The sequence below is a fragment of the Cystobacter fuscus DSM 2262 genome, assembly GCF_000335475.2.
Taxonomy (GTDB): domain Bacteria; phylum Myxococcota; class Myxococcia; order Myxococcales; family Myxococcaceae; genus Cystobacter; species Cystobacter fuscus.
Genome location: NZ_ANAH02000003.1, coordinates 34,704 through 48,768, shown reverse-complemented (window position 1 = coordinate 48,768; position 14,065 = coordinate 34,704). Strand labels below are relative to the sequence as shown.

Below are 14,065 nucleotides of genomic sequence, written 5' to 3'. Positions count from 1 at the left end.
GGGCGGGGTTTGAACCCGCAGGGTCCCTTCGTGAAGTTTCCGCTCTACATCGCTTCCTCCTCACCCAGGCTTTACCTGGCGCACTCGAATCCTTTGACACCCTCTCGGCAATTCGATTGCGGCTCGAAGGCGGACGGAGATTAATCTCCGCGCCATGCGCGCACTTGCCCTTGCCCTTCTTCCCTTGCTCCTCGGTGTCTCCGCTCGCGCGGAAGCGCCACCGGATGACCTCCTCCAACGCCTGGGCGAAGCGGAGGAGCGAAAGCTGGCCATCCCCGCCTGCCGCACCGTGGAGAACTCAGTCACGGAGGAGCTGGACAAGGAGGGCAAGGTGAAGGGACGGCTGACCCGCAGCTACGAGGTCACCCGCTCCGGAACCACGGTGATTGCGCGCAAGCTCCTCTCCCAGAAGGAAGAGGGGGACCTGACCAGCCAGCTCAAGGCGGAGCCGAAGGACCCGCCGAAGAACGAGGACGACAAGGCGAGGCTGTCCCCGTTCCATCCGCGGGCCAGGGCGGATTACCGCTTCGACTCCACACCGGGTCCGAGCGAGGGGCTGGTGACCGTGAAGTTCGCCCCCTTGAAGTCAGACAAGAAGCGGATGAAGGGACAAGCGATGGTGGACGCGCGGGCCGGGAAGGTGATGACCCTGCGCATCTCCCCCTCCGACATGCCCCCCATGTTGGATGAGCTCCAGATGGACTTCCTGGCCTACACGGAGACCCCGTGCGAGCGGCAGCCCACGCAGATGAAAATCGCCGGCTCGGGCGGAGTCCTCTTCTACAAGCTGCGCTTTCGTACGGAGGTGACGGTGACCGGACACCAGAAGGTGGACGGGCCGGGCACCGCGACCGGCGCGCGCTGACGGGTGCCGGCCCTCTGGAGAAGCGCGAGTACCGCGGCGCCATATCGCGTCGCTCGAGTTCTTTGACACCTTCTCCGCTCGAGTTCTTTGACACCTTCTCCGACACCTTCTCCGGGACACCTTCTCCGGGCTCGAGTTCTTTGACACCTTCTCCGGAGTTCTTTGACACCTTCTCCGGCGCCCACTCCGCCCACTCAGTTGTTGCGGATGAAGCTGGTGATCAGGTCGGCGCACACCTGCGGCGTCTCGTGCTGCGGGCCGTGGCCCATCTGAGGAAACACCATCAGGTGCACCGACTTCGTCTGCGGCGTCAGATCGAACCAGTTCTCCACCGGGAAGACGATTTCCTGGTCTCCGGAGATGACCAGCACGGGGATGTCGGTCCTCTTGAGGAAGTCACGGTAGCCGTCATCATCGACGAAGAGATCCTCAGCCCGGGTCTCGGCCATCATCTTCAAGACGGTGGGCATCGGAATCGCCGGACTGAGGTCCGTGGTGCGCGCCGCGATGCGGTTGTGCGACGCCACCGCGGCGGCGCGGGACTTCTGCGACTCCGGATGGAAGAACAGCACGACTTCGTCATCCAGATCGTTCACCGGCTTCAAGGCGCGTTCGAAGAAGATGGGCTTCGGGCCGAAGCGCACCTTGCCCGGGGGCGTGGTGCCGATCAGGATGGTCTTGAGGATTCGCTCGGGGTGGAGGCGCGTCACCACCTGCGCCGCGATGCCGCCCAGCGACCAGCCGCCAATGACGAAGCGCTCGAGGCCCAGCGCGTCGGCCAGATCGATGGCGTCTTGGGCCATCTTCTTGCGCACATAGCTGGGCTCGCCAGTCGATTGGCCAAGGCCGGAGTAGTCGAAGGTGATGACGCGGTGGTGGACCGCCAGCGCGTCGAGGAAGGCGGGATCCCACGAGTCGAGAATGCCGCGGAATCGCAGACACAGGAGGATGGGCACCCCCTGGCCGAGATCCCGGTAGGCGATGCGGCGGCCCTTCACTTCGGCGAAGCGGGTGGGAGTATTGACGGCGGTATGGACGGGGGCGGGCGTGCTCATGTCTGGTTTTTCCTCCGCGAGCAGGTGGTGACTTCGGCGGGGATGGGTTTTGACCCTCATTCCCGTGCGAGCGATGGAGCAACTATGACGATTGACCGTCGCGCTGTCTTTTGTACGGGGGGATGAGCCGGCCCATACCTTGGTATGGGGTCATCCCCTCCACCGGGCGCTGCTATCCCGCGATGGGCAGGGTGAAGACGAATCGCGCCCCGCCGGAGGGGATGTTTTCCGCCCAGATGCGGCCGCCGTGCGCCTCGATGATGTTGCGGCAGATCGACAGCCCCAGGCCGAGACCGGCCGCCTTGGTGGTGAAGAAGCTCTGGAAGAGCCGATCGTGATGTTGCGGCGGAATGCCCGGCCCCGAGTCCTCGAGCTCGAAGCGCAGTTCGCCGTCACCCGCCAGGGTCCTCAGCTTGAGCCGGGGCCGTGGGCAGCAGGCGCGCTTCATTTCCTGCATGGCGTTGAGCGCCAGGTTGACGATGATCTGCTGGAGCTGCACACGGTCGGCCTCGATGTCCGGCAGGCCGTCGGCGAGCTCGAGGCGCAGCTCGACCTCGTGCGCCATCAGCTCGTGGTGGAGGAAGCGCACCGCCTCCTCGATGACGAGGTTGGGCGACAGGCGCTGCCGCTCCGAGGCCTTGTTCGAGGCCATGGCGCGCAGGCGGGCGATGATGTCGGCGGCGCGCCTCGCGTCGCTGACCATGTTGGCGTTGATGGCGCGTAGCTCGTCGAGATCCGGCTCGGGCCGCGAGAGCCACCGCGTCGCCGCCGCGCCATGGGCGGCGATGGCGGCCAGGGGCTGGTTCACCTCGTGGGCAATCGACGCCGTCAGCTCTCCGAGCATCGACAGGCGCGAGGCATGGGCGAACTCGCTCTGCACTTGCCGCAGCGCCTTCTGCGCGGCTTCGCGCTCGGTGATGTCGGTCAGCCCGACCAGCACCATGCCGCGCGCCCGCAGCTCGGGGGAGTCGTTGAGGGTGAACAGCGTGTTGAGCTCGCTGCCATCCAACCGGTAATGGACCGTCTCCTCCTCGAAGCTGGTCTGCTTCCTGTAGCTGGAGAGCAGCGAACGCCGGATGACCGGATGGGACGAGGGCGGCCAGAAGCGCGTCACCGGCTGGCCGACCAACTCCGACCGGTCCCTGGCGCCCATGAGGTGCACCGCCGCTTCATTGACGTCGTCAATGGTCATGGCGTCCATGCAGGTGAGCAGGAAGCCAGGGTGGCTGTCGAAATAGGCGGCGAGGTCCTCGACGCCGCGTGCCTCCAGCTCGGCCAGGAGCGCGCGCTGGCGCGTGGTGTTGATCTGGAACAGCGCCGTCGACATGGCCTGGAAGAGCTGGCGGAAGCGCAGCTCGCTGGCGCGCACCTCCTGCTCCGCCGCCACCCGGTCGGAGAGGTCGATGATGCCGATCAGCACCGTGCCTCGCCCATGGTGGCCCGAGGGCCAGCACACCGTGAACAGGGCATCGATCTTCCGTCCGCCGAGCGTGGTGAGCCGCGTCTCCCGGGACAGATGGGGCAGCCGGTCGAGCGCCGCCAGCAGGCTCTCGGCATAGACGTGGCGGCTCTCCGGCGGCCAGTAGGGCTCGAGCGAGCCGCCGATGATGTCTTCACGCCTCCCGTCACCGAACAGCGCCACGCTCTTGTCATTGACATCGACCACGCGCGCCGCGGCGAGGGTGGCGTCGATGAACTCGGGATGGGCCTCGAAGTAGCCGCGGACGTCCTTGACGCCGCCATGGATGAGCTGGGCCAGCATCCTGCTCACCTCCGAGAAATCGATCTCCCAGAACGCCGCCGCCATGGCCTGGAACAGGTTGCGGTAGCGGTGCGCCTGAAGCCGGGATTCGAGCTCGATCACGCTCAAGCGGGTGGTATCGCGGCCGTATTCGATGATCGCGGCGGGATGACCCTCGGGGCCGCGCAGCACCGTCCACCTGACCTCGACACGCCGCTCCTCGCCGGACGCGGTGGTGCGTTTCAGCTCGCCTTCCCAGTGCCCCTGCTCGAGCAGGTGCTGCTCGAGACCGGTGATGGTCGTTGGGTGGTGGGCATTGAGGCGGTCATGGAGGTGACGGCCCAGCATGGCCTCGCGAGAAAAGCCATAGAGCGCCTCGGACGCCTTGTTCCACAACAGGACGCGGCCGCTCGGGTCGCGGACGATGACGCTCTCGGCCGCGCCATTGACGACCGCTCCGAGCAGACCCGGCAAGGTCCCGACATCCTCCGGCCCGTTTCCTTCCGGCATCAGCCCACTCCTTGAAACGACGTGGGAGCATGCGCGGCGGGATCTCACGGCGCAAGGGCGCGTTCCACGCAGGCGATGAACTCCTCGCTGTCGAAAGGCTTCTTCAGGAGGCCGGACGGATTGCACGCCCGCGCCCGCTGCCACACCGCCGCCTCCAGCTTGGCGGTGATCATGATGACGGGCACCGTGGAACCCCGCGCGTCGAGCGTCCGCTTGAGATCGATGCCGCTCATGCCCGGCATGTGGATGTCGGTGATGACCAGGTTCGTGGTCTCGAGCTCGCCTGACTCCAGGAACGCCTCGGCGCTGTCGAACGCCAGTCCCTTCAGCCCGAACGACCGCAGCAGGCTGAGCACGGCCAGACGGACCGACGCGTCATCGTCGATGACGGAGATGAGGGGAGCGGACGGCATGGCATTCCTGGCCTTTCCCAGCTGCGCGTTTCAGGACGAGGGCTTTCGTGTCTGGATTGCGGTCAGGGCCTCGGCCAGGGTCTTCGGGAGGCTCAGCGCCTCGGCCATGCGCACCAGATCCGCCAGGCTGTTCGCCCCCATCTTGCGCATCGCCGAGCCGCGATGGATCTTGACCGTGATCTCGCTCAAGTGGAGGTCTCCGGCCACCTCCTTGTTGAGCCGCCCGATGGTCACCAGGCTCATCACCTGCTGCTCGCGCTTCGACAGGGTGCTGAAGCGCTGACGCAGGCCAGCCAGGTCCACGCGTTCGGAGCGCTGGCCGCGATGGCGCTCCACCGCGAGCGTCACGGCATCGAGCAGATCCTGCTCACGAAAGGGCTTGGGCAGGAAATCGACCGCGCCGGCCTTCATCGCCCGCACCGACATGGGAATGTCGCCGTGGCCGGTCATCATGATCACCGGCAGGTCGATGCCGAGCGACTCGAGCTGCCCCTGGAAGTCGAGGCCACTGGTGCCGGGCAGGCGCACGTCGAGCAGCAGACAGCCGGGGGCGTCCACCCGCTCGGCGTCGAGGAAGGCGCGCACCGAGGCATGGGCCCAGGCCACCATCCCGACGGAGCGGAACAGGGACTGCAAGGCCGTGCGCAGCGACGGGTCGTCGTCGACGATGTGGATGACGGCGTCCTCACTCATGCCCAGACCTTGGCATGCAGGGGAAGCGCCCACAATCATACCTGAGTATGGTCCGAGCCGGAGCAGCCGGTGGGGCCGCTCCCGGTACTTCGGATGTGCTCCGGAGGTTAGAGGATCTCCGCGAGCTTGCTCAGCTCCACATTGCCCCCACAGAGCAGCACGCCGACGCGCTCACCCGGGCGTGGCCGGTAGGCCCCGGAGAGCAGCGCGGACAGGGCCGTCGCACCGCCGGGCTCCGAGGCGATGCGCCAGTCCCGCCAGAGCGTGCGCTGGGCCTCGCGGATCGCCGCGTCGCTCACCAGCGCCACATGGTCCACCGCCGCGCGGGCGATGGAGAACACGAGCCCTCCCGTGTTGCGCGCGCCGAGCGAATCCGCGGCGATCGACTCGACCACCACGTCCACGGGGTGTCCCGCCTCGAGCGAGGCATGCAGGGCCCGTGAGCCCTCGGGCTCCACGCCGACGACCTTGACGCCCCGCCCCGCCCACCAGCTCGCGATGCCGGAGATCAGCCCGCCTCCACCCACGGCCACGAGGACCGTATCGAGCCCCGGCTCCTCCTCTTCCCATTCGAGCGCCACGGTGCCCTGGCCCTGGATGGTGGAGAGCGCATCGTAGGCGTGGATGGACAGCGCGCCCGTCTGCTCGATGTACGCGGCGCAGGCCTGGAGCGCGTCGGCGTAGCGCAACCCCTGGATGACGACCTCGGCACCGAGGCGGCGGATGACCTCGACCTTGGCGGGGCTGGAGATCTCCGGGACGAAGATGCGGGCCGGAACGCCCAGCCGTCTCGCCGCGTAGGCGACTGCCGCCCCATGATTGCCTCCCGAGGCCGCGGCGACGCCCGCCTCCGGCACCCGCTGCGTCAGCAGGGTGTTGAAGGCCCCTCGCGACTTGAACGAGCCCGCGTGCTGGAGCAGCTCCAGCTTGAGGCTCACCGGGCCGTCATGTCCCAGGGCTCCGCCCGGCAGTCTCCAGGCGGGCGTGCGGCGGATATAGGGGCGGATGCGCTCGTGGGCGGCGCGGATATCGTCACGTGAAAGAGGAAGGGTCACGGGGAGTAAGGGTCGTGAGGACACTGAGGGTTGTAGCAGGCCGCGCACCCGCGCGCGCCACGTCCCCATGGATAACCTCTTCGTTGGCGCGGGTCGATTCTTGCTACCATCGGCCGCGCGTATGACGCCCGGCCCACGTGAATGGACGATAGGGGCGAACACCTTCCGCTTCGAGCCCCCTGATCTGCTCTGGATGAAAACCCAAGGAGAGTGCTCGCGGGAGGAAGCCGTTCAAATCGTGAATCTCTACCGGGAGCTGGCCAAGGAGCAGCCCTACTTCGTCCTGAGCGACATGCAGGCCTCGATGGGGATGGACGCGGAGGCCAAACGCTACATGAGCGAAAACATCCGGTCCGAGTGGTTCCTGGGAATGATCCTCTTCAACACGCGGCTGTTGCACAGGGCCATCGCCAAGGGAGTGGTCTTCGCCGCCGCGCTGACCCGGTCACCGGATGATCCGCCGCGAACGAAGATTCAATTCGTCGCCACGCGGGAAAAGGCCCTGGAGCTCCTCGAGCAATGGCGTGCCCAAGCGGATGGCGGTCGCGGTTGAGAAGGCACGCGCGCCGAGGACATCAGCCCCGGCGCCGAGGGCCCTCCTCCGGGAGATCCTGGAGAAGCGCCCCACGCCCTCACGTCCCCCGTCCTCGTTCCGAGGCCGGAGCACGCTCCTAGCATTGGTCATTGCAGGATTCGATGAAACAGCCGTTCGTCTGGGCCTTCGTGTCGGCGTCCTGCCTCGCGAACCTGCAGGCCTTGGTGCAGCCGCCCAGGAAGGTGGTGGAGCCGAAGCCGACGACCCCACACGTCGCGCCGCTGCTGTTATGGCCGGTACAGGTGGTTTGACAATTCTTGGCCATCGCCGTCACCCCGCCATCTTCACCCGCGGTCGAGGCCCCCTGGGAGTCATCAGCGGGTGGAACGGCTTCCGGTTGTCCTCCGGCGGGAGACTGCTCACTCGCCTGTGGTGCCGGCTCCTCCGTCGCGCCGCCGCACCCGGCCCCCAGGAACCCCATCAGACCACAGAGACTCAGCATCAGGATTTGTTTCTTCATGAGGCATCCACCCCGCGTTCCATCGTGGTTGTCTTGCAATGGCGTTTTCATCAACGCCATCTCCAACCTGGGTCCACCCTGGGTGAGGGGGGAGAGGGCTTCACGGGGTGTCCTGCTTGACAGGCAGCCACCGGGCCCGCCGTGCGAAACCTGACACTGCTTCCCCGAGGAATGGTCCTGGCCGAAGCGTGGGCGCCTACCCCAGGAGGCCCTTGGACGCTCGCCCTCCCTGCTAACGGGTCGTACCCCGAGCGAGCAGGACGCACCTCGGGGGTCGCGCGCGACTCGGCGTTAGAGGACCGTCTGGAGCCAGACCGCCCCTCCACGCGGACCCGCGCGCCTGGGGCGCTTCTGTGCGAGGTTCTCCCTCTGCCCCCGCCCGCGCGTGCCCTCCGTGCCCACCTCCTCTTCCGCCCCCTTGCCGCCCGCCCCGCTGCTGCTGGTGGACGACTACCCCCCCAACCTGATCGCGCTCGAGGCGGTGCTCGCGCCGCTGGGCCAGCCCCTGGTGAAGGTGACGTCCGGAGAGGAGGCGCTCAAGGCGATGCTCTCCGAGGACTTCGCCGCGGTGCTGCTGGACGTGCAGATGCCGGGGCTGAGCGGGCTGGAGACGGCGACGCTCATCAAACAACGCAAGCGCTCGGCCGCCACGCCCATCCTCTTCCTCAGCGCCGTGAGCCGCGACGAGGGGGCGATCCTCGAGGGCTACGCACACGGGGCGGTGGACTACATCGTCAAGCCCTATGATCCGGACATCCTGCGCGCGAAGGTGGGCGTCTTCGTGGACCTCTACCGCCGTGGCCGGCAGTTGCAGCGCGAGGAGGCCGAGATGCGCCGGCGCGAGCGCGAGCTGCTGGAGCGCGAGAGCGCGGCACGCGTGCAGGCGGCGGTGCAGGAGGTGCAGCGCGCGGTGGGGCCCCTGCCCCTGGTGGACGCGCTGCTGGCGGCCGCGCCCGTGGGCATGACGCTGGTGGACCGCGAGCTGCGCTACGTGCGCTGCAACGCGTGGATCGCCCACGCCATCGGCCGCTCCCCGGAGCAGGTGGTGGGGCGCACCGTGCGCGAGGTATCGCCCCTGGAGGAGTCCGCCCGCATCCAGCAGCGCGTGGAGCACGTGCTGCGAACGGGCGAGACCCTGATGGGGCTGCCCACGTACGTGGACTTCGCGCACACCGGTGAGCGGCGCCACGTGATGGTGAACTACTTCCCCGTGCGGGGCGAGGACGGCGCCGTCGTGGCCGTGGGCGCGCTCTTCCTGGATGTCACGGCCCAGGTGCGGGCACAGCAACACGCGGAGTCCCTCAACGAGCGCCTCATCGCGCAGCAGCACTGGCTCGAGGCCGTCCTGCATCGGATCCCCGTCCCGCTGGTGTTGGTGGAGCGCGGCAGTGGACGCTTCACCTTCGCCAACGCGGCGGCGGACCAGATGTGGGGGGGAACCTATCCGCGGCCCGAGACGCGCGCCGAGTACGACCGCATCGTCACCGTGCGCCACCTGGATGGCACCCCCATTCCGTCCGAGCAGATGGCCTCGGCCCGCACGGCGCGCGGCGAGAGCGTGAGCGGGCTACAGATGCTGCTGGACACTCCGCGCGGCAGCACCGCCATCCTGGTGGAGTCCTCGCAGGTGCCCGCCATGGAGGGCAGCCCCGCCGTGGGGGTGGTCACCTTCCAGGACATCTCCGCGCTCAAGGAGGCGGAGCGCGCCCTTCAAAAGCGCGAGCAGGAGTTCCGCACGCTCGCCGAGTCCATGCCCCAGGTGGTGTGGACCGCCCGCGCCGACGGGCAGCTCGACTACGTGAACCAGGTGCTCACCCGCTACATCGGCCGGGAGGAAGCGGCGGCGCTGGGCAACTCGTGGACGCAGCTCATCCACCCCGAGGATCTCGACGAGACCCAGCGGCGCTGGACGCACAGCGTGCACACCGGCGAGCCCTACGAGGTGGAGTACCGCATCCGCCGCGCGGACGGCGCCTACCGGTGGTTCCTCACCCGCGCCACCTGCATGCGCGAGCCGGACGGCCGCCCCCTCAAGTGGTTCGGCACGGCCACGGACATCGACGACGCGCGCCGCACCCGCGACGCCCACCGCTTCCTCGCCGAGGCGAGCGCGCTGCTGGGCAGCACGCTGGAGGCCGAGGCCACGCTGCAACAGGTGGCACGGCTCGCGGTGCCCACGCTCGCGGACTGGTGCTGCGTGGACATGCTGGAGGAGGACGGCTCGCTGCGTCGGCTCGCGGTGAGCCACACCGATCCGGCGAAGGTGCGGCTCGCCTGGGAGATCGCCCGCCGCTACGCCCTCAACCTGAAGGCCCGGTATGGGGTGCCCCACGTGCTGCGCACCGGCGAGACCTCGTGGGTGCCGGACGTCTCGGAAGACATGCTCGTCGCCGCGACGGAAGGCGACCCGGAGCGGCTGGGGATGGCGCGGCAGTTGGGGTTGCGCTCCTTCCTCGCGGTGCCGCTGGTGGCGCGCGGAAAGCTGCTGGGTGTGCTCATCCTCGCCCACTCGGAGTCAGGGCGGCGCTACGACGAGGCGGACGTGCGGCTCGCCGAGGATCTGGGCCGGCGCGCGGGGCTCGCGGTGGACAACGCGCGGCTGTACGCGGCGTCGCAGGCGGCGGTGCAGCTGCGCGACGACTTCCTCGGGGTGGCGAGCCACGAGCTCAAGACGCCGCTCACCCCCATCCAGCTCAAGGTGCAGGCCCTGCAACGGCGCGTGAGTGCGGAACCGGAAGGCGTGCTGCCCGCGCGCCAGGTGGGCGCGGTGCTGGACGTGGTGAGCACGCAGACGCGCAAGCTCAGCGTGCTGGTGAGCGGCCTGCTGGACGTGTCGCGCATCAGCACGGGGCGGCTCGAGCTGCACCTGGAGCCGGTGGACCTGAGCGCGCTGGTGCGCGAGGTGGCCCACGCCTTCGAGGCCGAGGCGGCCAAGGCGGACTGCGCGCTGCGGCTGCGGCTGGCCGAGGCGCCGGTGGTGGGGCGGTGGGATCGGCTGCGGCTCGAGCAGGTGGTGACCAATCTGCTCACCAATGCGCTGAAGTACGGCGCGGGCCGTCCGGTGGAGGTGACGCTCGCCACGGTGGACGGGCGCGCGTTGCTGGGGGTGCGGGACGAAGGCATCGGCATCGCGGCCGAGGCCCAGGCGCGCATCTTCGAGAAGTTCGAGCGCGCGGTGAGCGACCGGCACTATGGCGGGCTGGGGCTGGGGCTCTACATCACGCGGGAGATCGTCCGCGCGCTGGGCGGCGGCGTGAGCGTGGAGAGCGAGCCGGAGCGCGGCGCGCTCTTCACCGTGTCCCTGCCCCTGCGGTCCTGAGCGGGTGGCCCCCGAACGAACGCTTCTCTTCCCGCCGCCACCGGAACAGGATGACGCAGGATGTCTCTCCCCGTCGCCCGTCCCCGCTGTGACCGCTGCAACCTCCCGCCCCACCTGTGCCTGTGCGCCGAGCTCCCCCGGGTGGAGACGCGCACCCGGTTCCTCCTCGTGCAGCATGTGGTGGAGCCCCGAAAGAAGAGCAACACCGGGCGGCTGGCCACGCTGGCCCTCACGAATTCCAGGCTGCTCACCTATGGAGCGCCGGACGAGGCGCTCGACACCGCCCTGCTCGGCGAGCCCGGCACCTGGCTGCTCTTCCCCGATGGCCCCACCGCGCCGCCCGGCGCCCCCGCGCCCAGGCAACTGGTGGTGTTGGATGGGAGCTGGTCACAAACACGGCGGATGACCCAGCGCATCGCCGCGCTGCGCACGCTCCCCCGGCTGGTGCTGCCGCCGCCCGACCCCGGGACGCTCCGGCTGCGCGAGCCCACGCACCCCTCCGGGATGTCCACCCTGGACGCGGTCGCCCGCGCGGTGGCGCTCCTGGAGGGACCGGACACCGCGGCACCGCTGGAGCGGCTGGCCGCGCTTCGGGTGCGGCGGATCGCCGACTGCGGGACCCTGAATTGAGTCCCCAGTCGGCCCCTACGGCGTGAATCAGTAACAAGCTCCACAGACCTTGCGGATGTTCCCCGCGAGGTACTCATCCGTGCCGTTGGTGCAATAGCGGTTCAGGGCGTTGCCGTAGCCAGTGCACATCCGCTCGCAATCCCAGATGTCGTAGGCGGTGTAGCCGGGCGCACAGCTCGGAGCCAGGCCCTGCTCCTGGCTCGTCAACTCCGTGCTCGGCACCGCGGCATTCACGTCCTCGACCGCTCCACCACAGCCCACGGACAGCAGTCCCATCGCCAGCAAACCACCAAGGATCTTCACTCGCATCGGCCTCTCCTGGATGTGCAACGTGTTGTCGAGACGATCCCAGGATAGCACGAAAACCCCTCTCGAATCAGGGGATGCCCTTGAACTGGAAGCCGAGCGCGAACCACGGCACGGCCTGGCTCACCTCCACGCCCGTGCGGTAGCGGTGGCTGAGGAACCACTGCGAGATGAGCACCACGGAGGGGGCATTGAAGAGCCGGTCGGGCTCGTCATAGAAGGTGTAGGAGATGATGGGGCCCACCCGGTGGATGGTGGGGTTGAGCCCGAGGTCCGTCTCTCCGGCCGGGTAGTCCTCGGGCCGATAGAAGCTGCCCGTGGCCGTGTAGCGCAAGCCTACCGACAAGCGGCCCGCCAGGTAGAGCAGGTCCGCGTCGTTGGTCGCCACCCAGCCGCCGTTGGGGGCCACCACGTCCATCACCGGCTCGTAGAAGACGCGGTCTCCGTCGCGCAGCTTCATGTTGAAGTTGAAGAGGCGCGGGTTGCTGCGCACCGCGACGGGGCCCACCTTGAATTGCAGCAGCGCGGCCAGGGTGAACAGGGTACCGTTGGAGACATAGTTCGACCCCCCCACCCCGCCGAGTTCCGCCAGGCGCCGATCGCTCGCGTCCGAGTTGGGGCTGGGGAAGGACTGAAGGTAGTTGAAGTTGCCGAACCAGCCGATGCCCTCGTAGGAGGCGGAGAGCTGCAAGATGGGGAGCGGCTGGAACTCCACGCCGAGACCGCCGCGGACCAGGGCGGGGCTCACGAAGGCCACCGGCCCCAGGCCGATGTAGTTGTCCTTCAGCAGGGGCGACTCGCTCTCGTACAGGCGGTAGCGCACCTGGAAGGTGAGGTTGGTGAAGAGGCCCGTGGGGTTCGCGCGCGCGGCGATGCCCACCCTGTAGAAGGTGTGCAGGCGAGGAATGTCCCGCGAAGGCGCATCCTCCCGCCGTGGCACCGTGGCCGACGGCACCTGCGAGCCCTGGGCAAGAGCCCCCGTCGCGCCGAATATCACCAGCAGCCCCCACAGACCTCCACCCGCCACTGCACTCCGCGTTCTCATGATGGTTCCGCCTCGTGTATGTGCTTGCGTCCCGTCGCCGGTGGCGCAGTGTAGGCCACATCACACGGAGGGCGATACCGGAGAAAGCGGGGTTCCCGACGTTTGGCCTGCCGCGTCGAAACGCCGAGCCATTCGCCAGCCAATACCAACAGCGCTTCGTCTCCTTCGGAGTCCCAGGCTCGTCCAACGCGCGCCCGCGCCTCGTGATGAGGCGCCACGGGGGTGCGGCCCCCTGTCAGGCAGTGCCCGCTGGCTGAGCGGGGGGAATCAAGCGCGCCTCGCGCAGCTTCCAGAAGAGCTCGAGGAACGAGTCCGGCGTGTACTGATAATCCGAGAACCCGCGCAGGCGGCTCTTCGACATGTCCGCCAGGCATTCGATCGGACGTCCGAGATCGGCATCCGTGTGCCACGCGGAGCTCAGCCGTCCCAGATCGCTCTCGGCCAGCGCGTATTTGTGGGCGATGTCCTTCCAGATCGGTCCGGCGTCGGCCAGTTGCCGCTCGAGCGGTGTGGCCTGACCCGGGTAATCCGCGGCCCGGACCCCGAAGTGCTCGGCCAGCTTCGGCCACAGCCACCGCCAACGAAAGACATCCCCGTTGACGACATTGAACGCTTCGTTGCGTCCACCCTCCGCGGTCGCGGCCCACTCCAGATGCCGTGCGAGCAGTCGCGCGTCGGTGACATCCGTCAGGCCGTTCCACTGCGTGGGCGAGCCGGGGAAGAGGAACGGACGCCCGGTCTCGCGGCAGATCGTGGCGTAGACGGCGAGCGTCACCCCCATGTTCATGGCGTTGCCGACGGCGAAGCCGATGATGGTGTGCGGGCGGTGCACGCTCCAGGAGAAGCCCTGCCGCCTGGCCGCGGCGAAGACCTCATCCTCCTGGACGTAGTAGAAGTTCTGGATGGGCAGGCGCGGCTGCTCCTCGCGGAAGGGAGTGTCCGGAAGCACACCCTTCCCATACGCCTCGAATGGCCCGAGATAGTGTTTCAAGCCGGTCACCAGGGCGACATGCCGCGGCGACTCTTCCTCGCGCAGGACGTCGAGGAGGTTGCGCACCAGGGCCCCATTCACCTCGCAGTTCTCGGCCTCCGTGGGCTGCCTCAGCCAGGTGCAGAAGAAGACGTGCGTCGGCTTCACTCCGGAGAGGGCCGAGCGCAGCGTGTCCGGCCGCAGCAGATCGGCGGCGATGGGGTGCACGCCCGGCAGCTCCATCGGTGGGCGCCGCGCCAACCCGTACACCGTCCACCCTCCCGAGGCGAGCCGCCGGGCGAGGTTGTTGCCAACGATGCCGCTGGCCCCGACGACGAGTGCCACCCATTGCATGATGCCGCTCCTTCTTGTCGTGATGACGAGGAGGTAGGCTCCTGCCCCGGGCCG

General features: G+C 68.4%; 13 protein-coding genes. 4 read left to right on the top strand and 9 right to left on the bottom strand.

Annotated elements, in window-relative coordinates; translation table 11 throughout:
* Positions 1 to 154: 154 nt before the first annotated feature.
* Entirely contained in the window at positions 155 to 865 is a 711-nt protein-coding gene (locus D187_RS04510) for a hypothetical protein (RefSeq protein ID WP_002631367.1), read from the top strand.
* 194 nt (positions 866 to 1,059) lie between these two features.
* Here D187_RS04510 and D187_RS04505 read toward each other — a convergent pair whose 3' ends face one another.
* The 5 genes from D187_RS04505 to D187_RS04485 all read right to left on the bottom strand — a co-directional run bounded on the left by D187_RS04505 (position 1,060) and on the right by D187_RS04485 (position 6,332).
* Positions 1,060 to 1,920 (bottom strand): alpha/beta fold hydrolase, encoded by an 861-nt coding sequence (locus D187_RS04505; protein WP_002631368.1) that lies wholly within the window; start codon positions 1,918 to 1,920, stop codon positions 1,060 to 1,062.
* Between the two features lie 172 nt (positions 1,921 to 2,092).
* The gene (locus D187_RS49400; RefSeq protein WP_002631369.1) at positions 2,093 to 4,171 is read right to left on the bottom strand and encodes a PAS domain-containing sensor histidine kinase; all 2,079 of its coding nucleotides are present in this window, start codon (positions 4,169 to 4,171) and stop codon (positions 2,093 to 2,095) included.
* 44 nt (positions 4,172 to 4,215) lie between these two features.
* Entirely contained in the window at positions 4,216 to 4,584 is a 369-nt protein-coding gene (locus tag D187_RS04495; RefSeq protein WP_002631370.1) for a response regulator transcription factor, read from the bottom strand.
* A gap of 30 nt (positions 4,585 to 4,614) precedes the next feature.
* Entirely contained in the window at positions 4,615 to 5,277 is a 663-nt protein-coding gene (locus D187_RS04490; RefSeq protein ID WP_002631371.1) for a response regulator transcription factor, read from the bottom strand.
* Between the two features lie 107 nt (positions 5,278 to 5,384).
* Entirely contained in the window at positions 5,385 to 6,332 is a 948-nt protein-coding gene (locus tag D187_RS04485) for a threonine/serine dehydratase (protein ID WP_051256212.1), read from the bottom strand.
* A gap of 238 nt (positions 6,333 to 6,570) precedes the next feature.
* Between D187_RS04485 and D187_RS49395 the strand changes: the two genes are divergently transcribed.
* Positions 6,571 to 6,885 (top strand): hypothetical protein, encoded by a 315-nt coding sequence (locus tag D187_RS49395; RefSeq protein ID WP_002631373.1) that lies wholly within the window; start codon positions 6,571 to 6,573, stop codon positions 6,883 to 6,885.
* Between the two features lie 118 nt (positions 6,886 to 7,003).
* Here D187_RS49395 and D187_RS04475 read toward each other — a convergent pair whose 3' ends face one another.
* Entirely contained in the window at positions 7,004 to 7,387 is a 384-nt protein-coding gene (locus D187_RS04475; RefSeq protein WP_043428401.1) for a hypothetical protein, read from the bottom strand.
* A 394-nt stretch (positions 7,388 to 7,781) separates the two neighbouring features.
* On the opposite strand from D187_RS04475, the gene D187_RS49390 reads away from it, so the two are divergent.
* The gene (locus D187_RS49390; protein ID WP_155893172.1) at positions 7,782 to 10,706 is read left to right on the top strand and encodes a PAS domain S-box protein; all 2,925 of its coding nucleotides are present in this window, start codon (positions 7,782 to 7,784) and stop codon (positions 10,704 to 10,706) included.
* Between the two features lie 60 nt (positions 10,707 to 10,766).
* The gene (locus D187_RS04465) at positions 10,767 to 11,336 is read left to right on the top strand and encodes a tRNA-uridine aminocarboxypropyltransferase (protein WP_002631376.1); all 570 of its coding nucleotides are present in this window, start codon (positions 10,767 to 10,769) and stop codon (positions 11,334 to 11,336) included.
* A gap of 27 nt (positions 11,337 to 11,363) precedes the next feature.
* On the opposite strand, the gene D187_RS04460 is transcribed toward D187_RS04465, so the two are convergent.
* The 3 genes from D187_RS04460 to D187_RS04450 all read right to left on the bottom strand — a co-directional run bounded on the left by D187_RS04460 (position 11,364) and on the right by D187_RS04450 (position 14,011).
* Positions 11,364 to 11,645 carry a hypothetical protein gene (locus tag D187_RS04460; RefSeq protein ID WP_002631377.1) on the bottom strand — a complete coding sequence of 94 codons (282 nt, stop codon included), beginning with the start codon at positions 11,643 to 11,645 and terminating at the stop codon, positions 11,364 to 11,366.
* 67 nt (positions 11,646 to 11,712) lie between these two features.
* Complete coding sequence (locus D187_RS04455) at positions 11,713 to 12,687, bottom strand: hypothetical protein (protein WP_155893171.1); 975 nt, start codon at positions 12,685 to 12,687, stop codon at positions 11,713 to 11,715.
* Between the two features lie 235 nt (positions 12,688 to 12,922).
* On the bottom strand, positions 12,923 to 14,011 hold the full coding sequence (locus D187_RS04450; RefSeq protein ID WP_002631381.1) for an SDR family oxidoreductase: 1,089 nt from the start codon (positions 14,009 to 14,011) through the stop codon (positions 12,923 to 12,925).
* Positions 14,012 to 14,065: the final 54 nt, after the last annotated feature.